The sequence below is a fragment of the Rhodococcus sp. BH5 genome (assembly GCF_027583855.1).
Taxonomy (GTDB): domain Bacteria; phylum Actinomycetota; class Actinomycetes; order Mycobacteriales; family Mycobacteriaceae; genus Rhodococcus_F; species Rhodococcus_F qingshengii.
Genome location: NZ_JAJHVW010000008.1, coordinates 216,383 through 233,566 on the forward strand (window position 1 = coordinate 216,383; position 17,184 = coordinate 233,566).

The 17,184-nt window shown below is 61.2% G+C and carries 17 protein-coding genes and 2 tRNA genes; 8 read left to right on the forward strand and 11 right to left on the reverse strand.

Annotation, left to right across the window (positions count from 1 at the left end; genetic code table 11):
* The first annotated feature begins 10 nt into the window (after nt 1-10).
* From RhoBH5_RS21265 to RhoBH5_RS21275, 3 genes are all read left to right on the forward strand, one after another.
* Entirely contained in the window at nt 11-415 is a 405-nt protein-coding gene (locus tag RhoBH5_RS21265; RefSeq protein ID WP_030535751.1) for a very short patch repair endonuclease, read from the forward strand.
* 10 nt (nt 416-425) lie between these two features.
* Nucleotides 426-1,115: a DUF998 domain-containing protein gene (locus tag RhoBH5_RS21270; protein ID WP_116057428.1), complete on the forward strand. Its 690-nt coding sequence runs from the start codon at nt 426-428 to the stop codon at nt 1,113-1,115.
* 79 nt (nt 1,116-1,194) lie between these two features.
* A complete protein-coding gene (locus tag RhoBH5_RS21275; protein WP_270008750.1) occupies nt 1,195-2,439 on the forward strand; it encodes an alpha/beta hydrolase family protein in 1,245 nt (414 codons plus the stop codon).
* A 1-nt stretch (nt 2,440) separates the two neighbouring features.
* Here RhoBH5_RS21275 and RhoBH5_RS21280 read toward each other — a convergent pair whose 3' ends face one another.
* Nucleotides 2,441-3,619 (reverse strand): cation:proton antiporter, encoded by a 1,179-nt coding sequence (locus RhoBH5_RS21280; protein ID WP_165638731.1) that lies wholly within the window; start codon nt 3,617-3,619, stop codon nt 2,441-2,443.
* Between the two features lie 114 nt (nt 3,620-3,733).
* Between RhoBH5_RS21280 and RhoBH5_RS21285 the strand changes: the two genes are divergently transcribed.
* Nucleotides 3,734-4,531, forward strand: a complete 798-nt coding sequence (locus RhoBH5_RS21285) for a DUF4352 domain-containing protein (protein WP_270008752.1) — start codon at nt 3,734-3,736, stop codon at nt 4,529-4,531.
* 86 nt (nt 4,532-4,617) lie between these two features.
* Here the strand turns inward: RhoBH5_RS21285 and RhoBH5_RS21290 are convergent, their stop codons facing one another.
* The 6 genes from RhoBH5_RS21290 to RhoBH5_RS21315 all read right to left on the reverse strand — a co-directional run bounded on the left by RhoBH5_RS21290 (nt 4,618) and on the right by RhoBH5_RS21315 (nt 10,112).
* A complete protein-coding gene (locus tag RhoBH5_RS21290) occupies nt 4,618-5,247 on the reverse strand; it encodes a pyridoxamine 5'-phosphate oxidase family protein (RefSeq protein WP_007731668.1) in 630 nt (209 codons plus the stop codon).
* Nucleotides 5,244-6,059 carry an ABC transporter ATP-binding protein gene (locus RhoBH5_RS21295; protein ID WP_270008753.1) on the reverse strand — a complete coding sequence of 272 codons (816 nt, stop codon included), beginning with the start codon at nt 6,057-6,059 and terminating at the stop codon, nt 5,244-5,246. Before RhoBH5_RS21295 ends, RhoBH5_RS21290 begins: the two co-directional genes overlap by 4 nt.
* The gene (locus tag RhoBH5_RS21300; protein WP_083057867.1) at nt 6,056-7,108 is read right to left on the reverse strand and encodes a FecCD family ABC transporter permease; all 1,053 of its coding nucleotides are present in this window, start codon (nt 7,106-7,108) and stop codon (nt 6,056-6,058) included. Before RhoBH5_RS21300 ends, RhoBH5_RS21295 begins: the two co-directional genes overlap by 4 nt.
* Entirely contained in the window at nt 7,105-8,148 is a 1,044-nt protein-coding gene (locus RhoBH5_RS21305) for a FecCD family ABC transporter permease (RefSeq protein ID WP_118604832.1), read from the reverse strand. Before RhoBH5_RS21305 ends, RhoBH5_RS21300 begins: the two co-directional genes overlap by 4 nt.
* Nucleotides 8,145-9,179, reverse strand: coding sequence for an iron-siderophore ABC transporter substrate-binding protein (locus tag RhoBH5_RS21310; protein ID WP_081557225.1), 1,035 nt, complete (start codon nt 9,177-9,179; stop codon nt 8,145-8,147). Before RhoBH5_RS21310 ends, RhoBH5_RS21305 begins: the two co-directional genes overlap by 4 nt.
* A gap of 156 nt (nt 9,180-9,335) precedes the next feature.
* A complete protein-coding gene (locus RhoBH5_RS21315) occupies nt 9,336-10,112 on the reverse strand; it encodes a helix-turn-helix domain-containing protein (protein ID WP_039973248.1) in 777 nt (258 codons plus the stop codon).
* A 244-nt stretch (nt 10,113-10,356) separates the two neighbouring features.
* Here RhoBH5_RS21315 and RhoBH5_RS21320 point away from each other — a divergent pair, with 244 nt between their 5' ends.
* The 3 genes from RhoBH5_RS21320 to RhoBH5_RS21330 all read left to right on the forward strand — a co-directional run bounded on the left by RhoBH5_RS21320 (nt 10,357) and on the right by RhoBH5_RS21330 (nt 13,595).
* Complete coding sequence (locus RhoBH5_RS21320) at nt 10,357-11,442, forward strand: DNA cytosine methyltransferase (RefSeq protein ID WP_270008754.1); 1,086 nt, start codon at nt 10,357-10,359, stop codon at nt 11,440-11,442.
* A gap of 196 nt (nt 11,443-11,638) precedes the next feature.
* Nucleotides 11,639-12,646, forward strand: coding sequence for a NaeI family type II restriction endonuclease (locus RhoBH5_RS21325; RefSeq protein ID WP_270008755.1), 1,008 nt, complete (start codon nt 11,639-11,641; stop codon nt 12,644-12,646).
* Nucleotides 12,647-12,734: 88 nt separating this feature from the next.
* On the forward strand, nt 12,735-13,595 hold the full coding sequence (locus RhoBH5_RS21330; RefSeq protein WP_270008756.1) for an NgoMIV family type II restriction endonuclease: 861 nt from the start codon (nt 12,735-12,737) through the stop codon (nt 13,593-13,595).
* Between the two features lie 577 nt (nt 13,596-14,172).
* Here the strand turns inward: RhoBH5_RS21330 and RhoBH5_RS21335 are convergent.
* The 4 genes from RhoBH5_RS21335 to RhoBH5_RS21350 all read right to left on the reverse strand — a co-directional run bounded on the left by RhoBH5_RS21335 (nt 14,173) and on the right by RhoBH5_RS21350 (nt 15,956).
* On the reverse strand, nt 14,173-14,787 hold the full coding sequence (locus RhoBH5_RS21335) for a hypothetical protein (RefSeq protein WP_270008757.1): 615 nt from the start codon (nt 14,785-14,787) through the stop codon (nt 14,173-14,175).
* Nucleotides 14,788-14,893: 106 nt separating this feature from the next.
* Nucleotides 14,894-14,966: transfer RNA gene (locus RhoBH5_RS21340), tRNA-Arg, on the reverse strand.
* An 82-nt stretch (nt 14,967-15,048) separates the two neighbouring features.
* A tRNA-Ser gene (locus RhoBH5_RS21345) sits at nt 15,049-15,140 on the reverse strand.
* A 96-nt stretch (nt 15,141-15,236) separates the two neighbouring features.
* Nucleotides 15,237-15,956 (reverse strand): dienelactone hydrolase family protein, encoded by a 720-nt coding sequence (locus tag RhoBH5_RS21350; RefSeq protein WP_003943860.1) that lies wholly within the window; start codon nt 15,954-15,956, stop codon nt 15,237-15,239.
* Nucleotides 15,957-16,017: 61 nt separating this feature from the next.
* On the opposite strand from RhoBH5_RS21350, the gene hisC reads away from it, so the two are divergent.
* Nucleotides 16,018-17,094, forward strand: coding sequence for a histidinol-phosphate transaminase (gene hisC / locus RhoBH5_RS21355; protein WP_047271525.1), 1,077 nt, complete (start codon nt 16,018-16,020; stop codon nt 17,092-17,094).
* Nucleotides 17,095-17,184: the final 90 nt, after the last annotated feature.

Genomic DNA, 17,184 nt, shown 5'->3' on the forward strand with positions numbered 1-17,184 from the left:
GAGAACCACGGTGCCTGCGACGGATCCTGCCACCAGCGCTCGGATGAGCGCTCAGCGTCGGCGCGACACCAAACCCGAAATCGCACTTCGACGCGAGCTTCATCGGCGCGGACTCCGGTACTTCGTGGATCGGGCGCCGATCAAAGGTGTTCGCCGACGGGCCGATCTGGTATTTCCACGCCGCAAAGTCGCGGTGTTCGTGGACGGATGCTTCTGGCACAGCTGCCCGCAGCATGCGACGTTTCCCAAGAACAACGCGCAGTGGTGGACGGACAAGTTGGCCGCCAACGTGGTTCGAGACCGCGACACCGATGCACGTCTGGCAGAGCAGGGTTGGACCGTCATCCGCATCTGGGAGCACGAAGATCCGCTGGTAGCGGCCGAACGCGTCCAGAAAGCCCTGCTCGGTCCGTAAGCTCGATTCCGTGAAGGAACGCAACGTTGCGCGGTGGGGTTTGGTGGCTGCGCTGGCTCTGGGCGGAATCGTCTACTCGTCGTGGATTCTCGAATTCTTCCTGGACACCGGCCTCGACCCGGTGACATCGTTCCTCAGCGAACTCGATGCCGAGAACCAGAAATACCGCGATGTCTTCGGTAACGCCGATGTCCTGTCCGCAATCTTGATGTTGATCTCCGGAGCGCTGGGTCTGCTGATCACGCCCCGGCGAAGGCTCTACGTCACGGGCTGGATTGCGCTGGCGGTGTTCGGCATCGCGACCATCGCCGACGCGTCGTTCCCCCTCGAATGCTCGGGCGAGGGTTGCCCGTCGAGCGCACCCGACGGTCTACTTCCGCAGCTCCACCATGTTCACGCGTTGACGAGCAGCGTGGCGGTCTTCGCGATCTTCACCGCGATGATCGCATTCACCGTGGGAGCGTTCAGGTATCGCGAGCACCATTCTTTGCGGACGACGGGTCTGACCATTCTGATCCTGACTTCCCTTGCGACGGTGTGGATGTTGACGACCAACAGCATCGAAGTCTCCGGCGGCGGTAATCTCGGACTGGGTATCGCTCAACGTGCGCAGGTGCTGGGAATGTCGTTGTGGTTGTGCACCCTGGCATTTGCGATGTCGAGGCCGCCATCCACCGGGCTCCCGGCGTCGCCGCGCTGACAGGTTTTCCGGCAAGCGATTCGGGCGATCCTGGAACTACAACTGAAAATGGCTGCCCCGAACTAGCGAAGGTGTGCCCATGTCTCTCGCGTCGTCGTTCTTCGCCCATCCGCACCAGGCGTTCACTGCTGGTTTCTATTGCAACGAATCCTTCGACTTCGAGCTACGAGTCGTTCTCGGGCAAGCCACCTTCGGCGCGGCAGACACCGGCGAAGTGCTCTCGGCCATCGCTCACGTCGGCGAGAAGGACCTCGAAGGCTGGTACGAGGCCTGGTTCGACCTCGGCACACGGGTATCCGGGCAGGCCGATGAGGCAGCCGAGGCCGGGCATTCGCGAAGCGCGTCCAACGCGTACCTGCGGGCGGCGTCGTACTTCGGTGTGGCGATCAACGCAGTCGACGGTCTCAGCGACGATTCGGTTCTGGTCCCCACTTTCAAACGTCACCGACAGGCGTGGGACCGCTTCGTCGACACCACCTCCCAGCCCGTCGAACGCGTCCGGATCCCTTACGAGGACACCTACCTGCCCGGGTACTTCTTCCGGCCGCCCGGGGACGTGCGACGGCCGACGTTGATCATGGTGAACGGTAGCGACGGCCCGATCAGCGGGCTGTGGGGCAGCGGCGGTGCCGGGGCGCTCGAGCGGGGCTACAACGTGTTGATGTTCGACGGTCCCGGTCAGCAGTCGATGCTCTTCGAGCGCAACATCCCGTTCCGTCACGACTGGGAAGCCGTCATCACGCCCGTCGTCGACTATCTCGTGGACCGGCCGGACGTCGATGCGTCGAAGCTGGCGATGTACGGGATCAGTCAGGGCGGGTACTGGGTGCCCCAGTCGTTGGCGTTCGAGCATCGGATCGCGGCAGCGATCGCCGATCCGGGGGTCGTGGACGTGGCCGCGTCGTGGCTCGCCCATATCCCCAAGAACATGCAGAAGCTACTCGACGAGGGAAAGTCGGAGGCCTTCGACCGCGACATGGCGATAGGGCTGGGAATGAAATTCTCCAAGGACAGCGCCCGAATCTGGCGTTTCCGAGCGCGTCCGTACCTCGCCGCCGGCTACTACAACACTCTCGCCGAGGTTCGGAAGTACCACCTCGAACACGTCGCCGGCTCGATCTCCACTCCCCTGCTCATCACCGATCCGGAAGGCGAGCAATTCTGGCCCGGTCAATCCAAGCGGCTTGCCGCCCTCGCCGGCGGACCGACGACGGTGGTTCCCTTCACCGCTGCCGAGGGCGCGAACTTCCACTGCCAGCCCATGGCGAGGCGTCTGACGGATCAGCGGATGTTCGACTGGCTCGACGAGCAGTTGGATCTCTGAATCAGGACACTTTCTCTTTCTTCGTCAACAGAGTGGCAATCATCGGCAACAGCAGAACCGTGATCGCCCCGGCCGCGACAAGAATCGACGCGTTGTCCGAGGACATCTGATGCGCGTCGACGGCCGCGCCCGTGACCGCCACGATCATGGGCAGGCCGGTAGCCCCGTACAACGCGACTTGCGCACTTTCGCGCGTGGTGAAGGGCGGCTCCACCTTCTCGAACTTGGTCACGAAGAACACCGGCACGCCCCGGACTACAACGATCAGGATCAAAAACGCAATCAGTATGCCGGGACTGGCGGCGACCGCCGAGACGTCGATCGCCATGCCTGAAGTGATGAAGAAAATCGGGATGAGGAACCCGAAGGCGATCCCGTCGAGCTTGATCTCGAGGCGCTCGTCGCCCTCCGGCATCAGTCGCCGCAGGATGAAGCCGGCGGCAAACGCACCGAGAATGACGTCGAGTGAGAACACAGCCGACAGCACTCCGAGGCTGACCAACAACAGAACGGTGAGGCGGACCGTCGTCTGCGCCGTCGTGTCCGCCCCTGCCCGCACCAGGCGATGTGTCCACGAGCCTTCGTGAATCAGCTTGCCGGGCAGCACCGCAACGATGACAGCGATCAAGGCGAAGACGGCAAGAACGATCAGCGACAGTACGGCACCACGGGCACTCAGCAGCACCGCCATCGCGACGACCGGCCCGAGCTCGCCGACGGCCCCGTGGTTGAGGACGGTCTTACCCAAGCGTGTGTCGAGGAGTTTGTTGTCCTTGAGGATCGGCAGCAGCGTGCCCAGAGCGGTCGACGTCATCGCAATGGCAACAGCGGCTTCGGCGGAGATCACGTTCCTCATTCCCAGCAGCGAGACCACCGTGAACGCCAGCGCGAGGCAGAACAGCCATGTGTAGAGCGCTCGACGTCCGCCGCGCCCACTGAGTTCCTGTCGGTCGATCTCGTAGCCGGCGAGCAGGAACAGCATGCCGAGGCCGAGTTCGCGGAGGATGCCGATCGCTTCGCTGTCAGCTGCGATGTTGAGGGCGAACGGCCCGACTACTGCGCCCGCGACCAGTAGCAACACCACTTCGGGAACCAGTCGACGCGGGATCAGGCCCGCGACTATCGGCGCGATGGCCGCGATCAGCGCAATCCAGAACAGCGAGGAGGCAATTGAAGGCACGGATCATTGTCGGACAAAACCGACCACTCTGCACACATTGCGACTGGTCAGTCTGGTAGAAGTATCGAATGCTCACCTAGTAATGCGTGAGCAATCCCACGTGAAGGAACGGCCATGACACAACCCCCGCAGGACCCTAACCAGCCATATGGCCAGCCGCCTCAGCAGCCGTACGGGCAGCAACCCCAGCAGCCCTACGGACAGCAACCACCGGCTCAGCAACCTTATGGACAGCCTTATCCAGATCAGTCTGGCGCGCCGTTCCCGGGCCAGTACGCTCAGCCGGCCGGTGGATTTCAGCAACCGCCGCCTTCACCGGCGAAAAAGAAGAAGTGGCCATGGGTCGTCGGAGGCATCGTGGCGTTCTTCGTGATTGTCGCGATCGCCACTGGCGGCGGGGACAAAGACAAGGAAGAATCCGCCGCGGCCCCCACAACCACGCAAGCCGCGGACAACGGTGCCTCCGTGGCCGCAGTTGCCCCGGCCGAAGCTCCCAAGGAAACGAAGTCTTCGAATCCCGGAATCGGCGAGGAAGTGCGAGACGGAAAGTTCGGTTTCGCCGTGACGGGTATCGAGACCGGCCTCACGACGATCGGCGACAATCCCTACTTGCAAGAGCAAGCTGAGGGTCAGTTCGTACTCGTTCACGTCGAGATCACGAACACTTCCGACAAGCCCCAGGCTTACTTCGGATCCAATCAGACCTTGATCGACACCGAAGGTCGCGAGTTCACCAACAACACGATGGCAGCGATCAATATCGACGCCGAAACCGCGATCGGCGGCGACATAAACCCCGGCATCACACGGAAGACCACCATTGTCTTCGACATCCCGACCAGTGCCACCCCCAAGGAGATCGAGGTACACGACTCGATGTTCTCCGGTGGCGCCACAATTTCGCTTCAGTAAACCCGGAACAGTAAGAACGACGGTCTCCACCAGTTGACGATCAGCTGGTGGAGTCCGTTCTCCTGCGAAAGGCCAACGGACTGAGGTCAGTACAGGTACTTGCGGTACGCCTCTTGTCTGGCGGGTTCGAGGTCCTCGACGCGCAGGCTGTGTTGCTCCGCCATCATGTCGCGCAGACTCGGCACCTCATCGGATGCGGGCCACGTCGACGGATCCCACAGCTTCGCCCGCAGAATCGCTCTCGCGCAATGCAGATACGCCTCGTCGATCTGCACGATCACCGCAAGCTGTGCAGGCTTGCCGTTCATCGCCATCGAATCCAACAGATCAGGATCGGTGGACAGAGTCGCCGTGCCGTTGACGCGCACGATCTCGTCGTGCCCGGGCGCGAGAAAGAGGATCCCCACGTGAGGATTCTCGATCATGTTCCGGTACGAGTCGGCGCGCCGGTTGCCCGGACGATCCGGGAGCACCAGTGTCTTCTCGTCGGGGAAGAGAACCTGACTGACCAAGTCTCCGCGCGGCGAGCAATCGCAATTTCCGGCCGCATCGGATGTCGCGAGCACAAAAAACCGTGCCTGCTCGATGAATTCACGGATCAACGGAGTCGTGTGAGCGGTCTGCTTCTCCATGATCGTCGGATGGGGCTGTCCGAGAATCGCATTGAGTTGTTCCACGGATTCGATCCGCCCGCCCGGGGCGTTCGACGCCGTCACGTCGACACGTCGTCGAGCACGTGGTGGCGCCCGAGCGGCAACACCAACGGCTTACCCGACATGGGGTCGGGGATGATTCGGCTCTCGAGACCGAACACGGTGCGGACGTTGTCGCTCGTGAGCACCTCGGCAGGATCACCCGCCGCGTAGACCCGGCGATCGGCCATGGCGACGAGGTAGTCGGCGTAGCGGGCGGCGAGATTGAGATCGTGCAGAACCATGACAATCGTTGTACCCCGAGTCCGGTTCAGGTCGGTGAGCAGGTCCAAGACCTCAACCTGGTGGCTCACGTCCAAGAAGGTGGTCGGCTCGTCGAGTAGAAGCAGATCGGTTTGTTGGGCGAGCGCCATCGCAATCCACACACGTTGGCGCTGACCACCGGAAAGCTCGTCCACCGATCGTTCGGCCAATCCGGTTGTGTCCGTGGCCGCAAGCGCCTCGGCGACAGCTGCGTCATCCTCGCGGCTCCACCTCGACAGCACCCGCTGATGTGGATGACGACCACGGCCGACGAGATCGGCGACAACTATCCCTTCCGGTGCGATCGGTGACTGCGGCAGCAGACCGAGCGTGCGAGCGAGCTTCTTCGCAGGCCGGCGATGAACATCCTTGCCGTCCAACAGAACATGACCGCTTCGGGGACTGAGTAGCCGCGACATCGACCGCAGCAGTGTCGATTTGCCGCACGCGTTGGCGCCCACGATGGTCGTGATCTTTCCCGGCGGCACCGCGAGGTCGAGCGATTCGACGACGGTCCGTCCTCCGTAACCGAGTTCGAGGTTTTCGGCAGTCAGAGTATGGGATTCGGTCACAGCGAACCTCCCGTTCGGTTGGAGCGAATGATGAGGTAGACGAGATACGGCGCTCCCAGCGCGCCAGTCACCACGCCAACGGGGTAGCGGGTGCCGAAGGCGTACTGTCCGCAGAAATCGGCAACTAGCACCAGCAGCGCTCCGACCAGCGCCGACGGAATCAAAAGTGATGTTCCCGGACCGACGATGCGGGCGGCGATGGGCCCTGACAGAAATGCGACGAAGGCGATGGGCCCCGCAGCGGCAGTGGCAAAGGCGATGAGTCCGACGGCCGCAATGATCGACAGAATGCGCATTCGTTCCACTCTGACGCCGAGAGCTTGTGCTGCGTCGTCACCGAGCTGGATGGTCGAAAGGTTGCGCGATTGGCTCAGCAGCACCGGTCCGAGGACAACCAGCGCCAGGACCACGGGAACCGTCGAACCCCAGTTGGCACCGTTGAGACTGCCGGTGAGCCAACGCATCGTCTCCTGCAGATCCCACGCGGCGGCGGTACTGAGCAGGTAGGCGGTGACGCTGTCGAGCATCGCGGCGATGCCGATACCGATCAGGATCAGCCGAGTGCCCGCTACACCGTCTCGGAAGGACAGAACGTAGATCAAGACTGCGACGCCCAGACCGACAGCGATGGCGAAGATCGAGACCTGCGAGCCGCCGAGCGAAAGCGAGATGATCGCGAAAGCTGCTGCAGCGCTTGCACCGGAGCTGATTCCGATGATGTCGGGGCTCGCGAGCGGGTTGCGCAGCATCGTCTGGAACGTGATGCCACCCAAGCCGAAACAGATTCCGGCGACCACAGCGAGGACAGCGCGAGGCAGCCGGAGGCGGCCGACTGTGAACGAGGCACCGGGTACGTTCTCCCCCAGCACGACGCGAAGCACATCTGACGGCGGGTAGAAGGTTTTTCCCACCATCAGAGTGACCGCGAAAGAGGCGACGGCGAGGACCGTCAGCACGGCAATCACGATGCGGCGGCGTCTACCTCGTCGGATACGGCTTGCTCCGACTGCGTCGACCTCGACTTCGGGAGTAACGAATGTAGTGGTCACAGCTCACGTATCTTCTGACGGCGGACGATATAGATGAAGAAGGGCGCTCCGATGAGCGCGGTGATGATGCCGACGTCGATTTCGCTCGGCCGGGCGACAATTCGTCCGAGAATGTCGGCGGCGACGAGAAGGCCGGCACCTGTCAGCGCAGAAAACGGTAGTAGCCAACGGTTGTCGACACCGATCAGCAGGCGGCACAGATGCGGGACAACCAAACCGACGAAGCCGATCGGTCCGGCAATGGCAGTGGCTGCACCGCAGAGCAACACTGCACCGAGCGCTGCCACTGCACGAACCACCGCGACGCGTTCGCCGAGACCTGACGCAACCTCGTCGCCGAGCGCAAGAGAGTTGAGACTGCGCGCTGACAGCAGACAGATCACGAAGCCGACAATGAGGAAAGGCAGACCCTGCCGGATCACCTCGAAACTCGCGCCACCGACGCCGCCGATCTGCCACGAACGAATGTTGCCCGCAATATCGTTTCGCGGCAGCATGATCGCAGTGATGAACGAAGCAAACGCAGCCGATGTTGCGGCCCCGGCAAGAGCCAACTTGAGTGGCGTGGCTCCACCTCGCCCGAGTGACCCGACTACGTAGACGAACAATGCCGCCCCGGCTGCACCGAGTACGGCCACCCAGATCATGCTGGTCTGGGTCCACAATCCGAACCACGCCATTCCGATCACCACGGCGAGCGAAGCGCCCATGTTGACGCCGAGGATTCCGGGATCCGCCAAAGGGTTTCGGGTAATCCCCTGCATCACAGCGCCGGCAAGACCGAGCGCAGCTCCCACGATTATCGCGAGCACCGTCCGCGGAATGCGCTTGGCAATCGCACCCTGACCGATGTTGTCCGTTGAACCGCCTAGTGCGGCAACGATATCGGACCAGTCGACCTCACGAGAGCCGATGACGATCGAAGCGCACATGAGCACCGCGAGGACAACGAGAAGGGCGATCAACCACAGCGAATTGCCGAACGTCGGGCGCCGCGTATCGCGAGCGCCCGACGTCGAATCCTGCGAGGTTACAGTCACTCCGACTTTCCAGCGGCCCCGGCGAGCAGATCGACGTAGTCGCCGAGTACCCACGAAATTGCGAGTGGAGTCGGGTTGGCCGCCGTTCCCATCGGCCCGGTTCCATTGAGGAACACGATCGCGTTGTTGGCGACGGCAGGCATCTGCGAGAGCAGCGGGTCAGCCTTGAGTGCGTCGACAAGTGCCTGGTCACCGTAGGTGACGATCAGTTCGACGTCGTCGAAGACGTCCACACGCTCCGCACTGACCTTCTTCGAGAACTCACCACCCGTCGAGGCGTCGGCAACGCTCTTCGGCGTCGAAAGTCCGAGGTCCTCGAAGAACGCGGCGCGCGTGTCGTTCGCCGTGTAGAAGCTGACCTGGCTCAGATCAGCGGTGTCGACGTGCGTCAGGAACATGGTTGCCTTGCCGGCAAGCTGCGGATGCGAGGCAACCTCGTCGGCGATCTCCTTTTCGATGGTGGAGATCAGTTCCTGCCCTTCGGATTCCATGCCGAGGCCCATGCTGTTGAACTTGATGACGTCGCGCCACGACGTCGCCCACGGCCCCTCGGGATACGCCACAACCGGAGCGATCTCACTGAGAGTGTCGTAGTCCTCCTGCGTCAATCCGGAGTACGCGGCAAGAATGACGTCAGGGTTCGTATCGGAGACGGCTTCGAAGTCGATGCCGTCGGTCTCGTCGAAGAGCACCGGCGGCTTCGCGCCAAGGTCATCGAGCTTTTCCTCGACCCACGGCAGCATTCCGTTGCCGTTGTCGTCACCGAAAGTCGCCGCTGCCATTCCGACGGGAACCACGCCGAGAGCAAGGGGCACTTCGTGATTGGCCCAGGCGACGGTGGCAACTCGCTCCGGCTTGGCGTCGATCGTCGTAGTTCCGAAAGCGTGCTCGATCGTGACGGGGAAGGAGCTGGATCCGCTTCCGGCGTTGCCGCCGTCGGCGGTCTCCGAGGAGTCGGAACTGCAAGCTGTCACGCCGAGGGCGACTGCGACCGCTGCTGCGGCCACCGCCAAGAAGCGTTTTGAACGCATGAAAACAGAACTCTCTCGAGAAGGGGTACGGCCCTCAACCCGGCTCAATCAGGCACTTAGGTTAGGTTTGCCTAAACCGCATACGGGAGGGCAATGTGGCGCAATCGCGTGTTTGAGACACCCCGTGTAGCGATCGAGACAAGGTGTGATGGCCGATCAGCTAGCCCGGAACATCCCTGGTGTAGCGCCTGTAGTGCGCCGGAATGCCGCCCCGAATGCGCTGGTCGAGTGGTAGCCCACACGCTCGGCAACCTCTTGTAGATCCAAGCCGTGGGCAAGAAGGGTCACCGCTCGTTGGGCGCGCACAGCCGAGACCCACTGCCCGAAACTCATCCCGGTCTCCGACCGAAATACCCGGGTGATGGTTCGCGGGCTGACACCGAGGAGCCTTGCCCAGTCGGACAGCGTTCGCATGTCACTCGGATCGTCACCGATCGCATCGACGATGGGTTGCAGAAGTGGCGAGTCCGGCACCAGCACCAGCAACTCGTTCGGCGACGGTGCCAGCACGTCGATCACCATCTGCTCCGTGAGCGAGCGCGAAGGAGCTCCGAGTGACTCGTCTGCCAGTCGCTCGAGGAGGTTCCGCAGCAGCGGAGTGACCTCGATCGCCACCGGCACGTCGGACAGAGAAGGAACCGATGCGATGTCGAGCTGAGCGGCCCGATACCAGGTGCCGGCCGGCGCGATCGCCGAGTGCAGGACGCCGGCGGGCATCCACAGACCTACGGTCGGCGTAATGGTCCACGTGCGCGATCCCACCGTGGCGCTCGACGCTCCCCGCTCGTTCCACAACAATTCGTGAGTCGGGTGCGAGTGCGCATCCCACCGGGTCTCGCGGGAGACAAGCTCGTCCATGCCCGCGATGACAAAGGGCACCTCGACCGCCCCGGCCGAGTAGACCGGGAGCGTCCGACTGTCGACGGTCTCCAACGGGTTCTCCTCGGTTTGCGCGGCTGCTCCGGAGAAAGCATAGGTCGCGGGGATCGGTTGTTGGTTCGTACGATCGTTGAATTCACGACGATCGACGGAGCGTCACAAGCCTTCGATCACTCCTCTCTCCGGACTCACGAGACACCCAACCCGACCACCGTCGAGCGGCAATATGGGTGTGGCCCGCATCCCCATCCGCCTCGCGAACTCGAGATTTGTCGGCACTAGGTCGTACGATGACCCCATGCATTCGATGATCGATCTCTTCGCGGGGTGTGGTGGCATGACCAGCGGCTTTGCCAGTGAAGGGTTCGATCCGCAACTGGCGATTGAGTTCGATCTTCACGCGGCAGCCACGTACGCGGCCAATTTCGGCGAAGATCACACTCTGTACGGCGACATAGCGACCGTCAAGGCATCTGCGATTCCGAAAGCAGATGTGGTCATCGGCGGTCCCCCCTGCCAGGGCTTCTCCAATCTCGGTTCCAAGGATCTGAATGACCCACGCAACCAGCTCTGGCGCGAGTACCTGCGAGTTGTGAAGAAGGCGAACCCGAAAGTCTTTGTGATCGAGAACGTCGATCGCTTCATGAAATCGACCGAATTCCAATTGCTACTTGCCGAAGCTGACGGGGGGAGCCTGAAAAACTATCAACTCTCATTCGGCCACTTGAACGCCGCCGACTTCGGCGTCGCCCAGCGCCGAAAGCGAACGATAGTGATCGGGTCCAGGATCGGGAAGATCGAGCTACCGCATGCAACACATGCAAGAAATCCCGAGATAGCCGGACTTAAGAAGTGGGTCGGTACACGGAGTCGTATCGGGCGGATCCCGGAAAAGACCACCTCAACTAGCCTCCCGGAATCAACGGTGGAGGTCTTTGGCCAAGTGGTCCCCGGAACATTCAAGGGGCTAGACATTCATCTCGGTAGAACACCGACTCCCCTCTCTCTTGAGCGATACGACCACATTCCTCCTGGCGGTGGAAGATTCGATCTCCCCGACCACCTTTTGCCGCGATGCTGGCGTGAAAAGCCAACTGGCACCACAGACGTCATGGGTCGCATGAGATGGACTCTCCCTTCCCACACGATTCGGACCGAGTTCTTCAAGCCTGAGAAAGGGTCGTATCTTCACCCGCAGTGGGATGCAGCGGGCAAGCATCGAGTGAACAGGCCGATCACCCATTATGAGGCCGCACGGCTGCAGGACTTCCCCGAGGATTTCCTCTGGTGCGGAACAAAAATTCAAATCGCAAAGCAAATTGGCAACGCCGTCCCAGTAGGGCTCGCCCGAGCGATTGCCCAGCATCTCAAGCAGTACCTATAACGCGACGGCGTCCATGCTTCCACCCGTTGCAACACATTGATGTGGCAATGACATTATATGAACCGTGATGAACGGTGATGGTCTCTTCGAAGTCGGTAGCCACGGTGTTACTTTAGACCCCACGCAGGACTCGCGTGCAGGGGCGCTAAGGCGAACTCGTAACAGCTTTCGGGTGTATCCCACACCAACTACTCCAATGTCCTCGGCTAAAAACAGGCATTGGTTGCCTACTGCCACCCAAAACCAAACTGTTCCCGAAGACCTTCATCCTATAATCAAATGGTTTGAAGGGCATAAGGAAGCACGCAATCGCTTTCGCTGGACCCTCCGTGACTCATTGGATGAACTGCTCGACGGGCAACGAACGGGTCGTTGGTGTTACCAGCACCTGACCAAGACCGAAAAGACCTACCTCGGAACAGCAGTCGAGATCAATCTGACTCGCGAGTTCGATATTTCCGACGGGATTCATCTCGATTGGAAGATCGATGGAGTTGACGTGGATTGCAAGTTCTCGAAGGACATCGGGGGGTGGGAAATTCCGATGGAGATGTACTTATGCCCAGACCACGGCGAGCGCGCTGGCAAAGCGGACCACCCCGCACTTCTGGTGTGGATGAATGACGACAAGAGCGAGTGGGCGGCCGGGCTGATCCGCGCCAGCGACGAACTCCTGCGGTGGAAGCCAGGTGGCGAGGTTCGAGGTTACAACCGAGATAACAAGCGCCGCATCAGCGAAGGAGCATTCTCGTCGATCTACTGGCTGTGGGGCGGACTTCAGAATGATCTCCCGACTAACCTCCTCTTGCAGCTACCCCGGCATATCCGCGAAAGTATTCTTGTTCCCAAGTCCAGCGGCCAGCATCGAGTAAACGAGCTATTTCGCCACGTAACGCAACGTCTTGTCAATCGCCAGGTCGTGCTGGCCGTTGGTCAGCAAGATGATGCACCCAAACGAGTTCGCGATGCGCGCAAGGATTTACGCCCGGAGGGCTTCATCATTCTTGGCCACCTGCGTACGCATATCAAGATTGCACGAGAACTCGGGTTTGACCCACCTCCCAAAGGAGCTTGGCTCTCCGTCCGCGTATGCGAAGTACCCGAAACGGACGACCGCCCTAAGTTTTTCCTTCACGACAAGCATTGGGCAATCGCTCGCAGCGACGAATGTGGTTCCGCTCCAGAACTACCCATCAAAGAGTGACGCTAGCCGCCAAATAGGGAATGGTAATCGAGTTTTCAGCGGCCGATCATCCACAGAACACATCCAGCTATCAGGAATCCACGAATCAATGACTGCACCGTTCGCCTCTTCGCTCTGCGGCTACCGTTTGAAGACAGGACATCCATCGACGTCCGACGCCAATGATTCCCTGTCCATTGAGTTGGGCCACGCGTTGTTCGACGCTCTCGGCGTAACTCCCGGGGCGCCAGAGATCCCAGCGGTCGGAAGTGCTATGGAGGCCGCGGTAGCCGAGCATCTATCAATGTTGCGGCCAGATCTCGTTTCAGGACAGTCGAGGCGGGCGCTGGACTTCGACCAATACCAACACCTCGACACATTCACGCAATTCGCTAGAAAATACAAAGGAGCTGGAGGTCACCTCAATGACGTAATCGCGGGGCTGGAGGCAGCGGACAGCACGCCACGTATCAAGGCGTCACTTCAGAAACTCAGAAGGATTGCCGCAGCATCCCAGCACGACGCAGAACTGGTCGCCGATCTGGTGACGGCGATGCCCTCGGAATCGCTCTTGCGTATCGATATAACGGTCTCGGACCCCGAGCAGGATTCACGACTGCTCGTGGGCCTCAGTTCCAAGTGGTCCTTGCGGACTGATCGAGCGCAGGACTGCGTATCCCAGGGGTCGAAGCTCGTTGCGCAGCGGCGCGGCCACATGCCGCACTACGCGGTAGTCACAATGGAGCCACGGCCTTCGATGCTACGAATCATCGCGGACGGGTCCGGTTCGGTCGACTGTATCTACCACCTAGCGCTGCCCGAGCTAAGGTCTGCGGCAAAGCTCTTGGAACAAAAGCGAAACAACGGTGCATGGTCGCCGAGAACTCAACTCGAACGTATGGTTTCCCAGCGTCGAATACGTGCGTATCAGGAACTTGTCGACGAGGTTTCACACCTACCCAGTCGTTGATTTGATCCGCCGCCGTCGTAGTTGACGCTGCCTAGACGAGACTAGAACTTTCACCTTCTCAACGCTGCGCGGTTACTCGTACCTGTGACCGGTCAAATATATCCACTGTAGCCAACCCGTACCACACACCTCTGTACCGATTCCGTACCAGCCAGAGCGCATGACCGAAGCCGCCGCAAGAGTCGCTTGCACACGAGAAAGCCCTCACCACCATCTCTTCCGGTAGGGAGCTTTCTGCTGTGTGCCCGAAGGGACTCGAACCCCCAACCTCTTGTGAGCGCGCCGGCAGATTACGACCGATTCGATGCCATTCGACTTCACTCGCTGAGGTGCATCAAGCCTGAGACACCGACTCAAGGTCATGCCGTCGTGTTCGGTTAGATGATCTTGAATTCGTGTCGAAAGCGTGTCGTAAGTCAGGAACTTGTGCGCATTGATTCAACAGAACCGCCGGCCGAGTAATGACAGACCGGCGAGCGCCGAGAAGCCACCAACTAAGACGCAGCAAGCCAGCTCATCCACTCAGCAACTACATCGAAAAAGCCGCAACCGCCCCTGACATGATCAATGTGTTAGATCAGGTGGAGTCGGGTTCCTGACCCGAACCCTCCTGATCTCCATCGACTGCCAGAACCCCCTCCAGAGTTCGCGTTAGCTTCGTCATCCCCCTGTTCATTGCCTTCAGTTCGCCGACGATGTGACTGATGCGCTTCGGATTGGGCGCGACCTGGTGCCAGATCAGCGCCCAGTCCAAGCGCGAAGAACTCGGATCCATGTCTTTTCGCTTGCTGTTCTTGAAGTCAATCGTGACGTCGTATATCTCGTGAAGGCTGGCCGCATTTCTAGTCGGCCCGAAATCCCAAGCGGCACGCCACTCCTGACCCGGCGCTAGAAACGGCATTTCAGCCGGATATGGGAAGTCCACCGTCTCTCCATTCGAAACCCGCACCGGCAACGGAAGGAACTTCACTTTGATGTCGTAGGCCGCGGTTGTTCCGAGGTTCTTGATCACGAAGTCGATGACCGCGAAGCTACGGTTCGATACCTCCATGTACGCAACTACGTACGGGGCCGCCTGCTCCTCCCTCAGTGCCCGCGCCTCGCGAACCTGCCGTGAAGCGAAGATGAGTGCAGCCACCCCTATGATCAACGTCACCCATGCTGCGATGGCCGCCCAAGCGGTTGCTGTCACTTGCCCACCCCGTCCAATTCATGTCGATTCCGTGTCGTCGCGACCCTATGCCGAAATGCAAGAAAGCCCCTCACCGGCATCTCTGCTGGTGAGGGGCTTTCTTTTGTGCGCCCGAAGGGATTCGAACCCCTAACCTCTTGATCCGTAGTCAAGTGCTCTATCCGTTGAGCTACGGGCGCATGTTCTGTTGTCTTGCTGGTCTTGCGTGTCTTACCGTCGTACTTTCTATCATTTCTAACCCGCCGGTCAAAATCACCGGCTTGGCGGAGGCGAGAGGATTTGAACCTCCGGTCCCTCGTAAAAGGGACAACTCATTAGCAGTGAGTCCCATTCGGCCGCTCTGGCACGCCTCCCTGGGGGTTCCGATCCTTTCGGACCGCCGGATCGAAAGATTACACACCCTTCGCCACCAAAGGCAAAACGTGTGGTCAGCGGACTGTTTTGTGGACTTACCGCAGGTGGCTGTCGAACCAGTCGAAGATCCGGGTCTGAGCTTCGATGATCGAGGCCGAATCAGGGTCGTCGAGGTCAGCGTCCTCGGACAGCTGTGGCGGCTCGTCCGCCCGGTGAGCCAGTCCGGCGTAGCTGACCACCAGTGTCGCGACGTCGGCCTTCGCGGTCGCTTCCCGGAGCAGAGTCACGTGTTCGCGAGGCGTGCTGGGATCGTCCTCGCCGTACAGCGCCAGCCACGGCGCCTGCAGGGAAGTGGCCGCGTCGACAAGCGCCTGAGCATCCACCGACAAGGCTTCGACGATTCCCCGGGCGGCGACGCTCACCGCGGCGCCGACCGGACGGCTGGTGGCCACGAGCATCGCGGCGGTACCGGCGTCGTCGAATCCGAGCACCCCGATAGTGTCTGCGAGAACTTCGCGTCCGACGAGCCAATCGAGGGTCGCGTCGAAGTCGGCGAAGAGGTTGTCACCGAACACCTCACCCTGCATGTGTTCGGGTTCGCGGTGAAACAGGTGAGGTGCGACGCTCACCCACCCTTCGCCGGCAAGCGCGCACATCAGATTCAGCAGAGCCGGGCTGAACTTCCGGGCTTCATGCAGGACGACGATCCCGCCCCGCGTCGGGCCGTCCGGCTCCACCACGGTCAGCGGAACAGCCGTGGCGACCTCCCCTTCGGCTCCGCGCAGATACGCGGTGGCTCGGAAGATTTCCGACATCTTCTAACTCTGACACGCAGACGGCCGCTACGCACCAAATCAGTGCGCGCATAATCGACTCGTGACCGCACACATTCGCCCTGACCTCGCCTCCATCCCCGCCTACGTTCCCGGACGCAATTTTCCGGGTGCGATCAAGCTGGCGAGCAACGAAACGACAGTAGGGCCGTTGCCCGGTGTGCGTGACGCCGTCGCCGACGCGGTCGCCAATGCCAACCGCTACCCGGACAATGCCGCGGTTGCACTCATCGAGGCGCTGGCCAGCTTCTTGAAAGTCGAGCCGGCCAACGTCGCCGCTGGTTGCGGCTCCGTGACACTGTGCCAGGAACTCGTGCAGATCACGTGCGATCAGGGTGACGAGGTCATCTACGCGTGGCGTTCGTTCGAGGCGTACCCCGTGGTCACCCAGGTCGGCCATGCCGTCTCGGTCAAGGTTCCGCTGACCGAGGACTTCGGCCACGACCTCGACGCGATGCTGGCCGCGATCACGGATCGCACGCGGTTGATCTTCGTATGCAACCCCAACAACCCGACCGGCAATGCACTGTCGAAGGCAGAGCTCGAGAGCTTCCTCGACGCGGTCCCGGCGCACGTCGTCGTCGCACTCGACGAGGCGTACTTCGAATACTCACGCTCGGACGCCGACGGCATCGAGCTGTTCCGCAGCCGCCCCAACGTGGTTGTTCTGCGCACCTTCTCGAAGGCGTACGGCCTCGCGGGAATCCGCGTGGGTTACGCGGTCGCGGATCCGGAGATCATCGTGGCCCTCGGCAAGGTGCACACCCCGTTCACCGTGAGCGCTGTCGCGCAGGCCGCCGCAATCGCTTCCCTGGCTGCAGCAGACGAACTGCTTGCCCGCACCGAAGGTGTCATCACCGAGCGGACGCGAGTTCGAACCGCTCTGATCGAAGCCGGGTACACCGTCCCCGAGTCGTCGGCGAACTTCGTCTATCTCCCCCTCGGAGAACTCTCTCCCGCTTTTGCCGAGGCGAGTACCGAAGCGGGCATTCTGATCCGCCAGTACGGCGTCGAGGGCGTCCGGATGACCATCGGCGATCCACACGAGAACGACGCATTCCTCGCTTTCGCTGACACCGACGTCGCGAAGCAGGCCGCGGGCATCGGCGTCACCGCGTGACACTCGATACATAACTGTTACGCCGGGGACTGGAATTCGTTTCGGCAGACGGGCACACTCAGGGAGGTTCGAAGCCGGTCCGAGCGAGGG

Excerpts from the sequence above, each read along its gene's own strand:
- RhoBH5_RS21275 (WP_270008750.1), top strand. The coding sequence starts at position 1,195 with ATGTCTCTCGCGTCGTCGTTCTTCGCCCATCCGCACCAGGCGTTCACT.
- RhoBH5_RS21285 (WP_270008752.1), top strand. The coding sequence starts at position 3,734 with ATGACACAACCCCCGCAGGACCCTAACCAGCCATATGGCCAGCCGCCT.
- RhoBH5_RS21310 (WP_081557225.1), bottom strand. The coding sequence starts at position 9,179 with ATGCGTTCAAAACGCTTCTTGGCGGTGGCCGCAGCAGCGGTCGCAGTC.
- RhoBH5_RS21320 (WP_270008754.1), top strand. The coding sequence starts at position 10,357 with ATGCATTCGATGATCGATCTCTTCGCGGGGTGTGGTGGCATGACCAGC.
- RhoBH5_RS21325 (WP_270008755.1), top strand. The coding sequence starts at position 11,639 with ATGTCCTCGGCTAAAAACAGGCATTGGTTGCCTACTGCCACCCAAAAC.
- RhoBH5_RS21330 (WP_270008756.1), top strand. The coding sequence starts at position 12,735 with ATGACTGCACCGTTCGCCTCTTCGCTCTGCGGCTACCGTTTGAAGACA.
- RhoBH5_RS21350 (WP_003943860.1), bottom strand. The coding sequence starts at position 15,956 with ATGTCGGAAATCTTCCGAGCCACCGCGTATCTGCGCGGAGCCGAAGGG.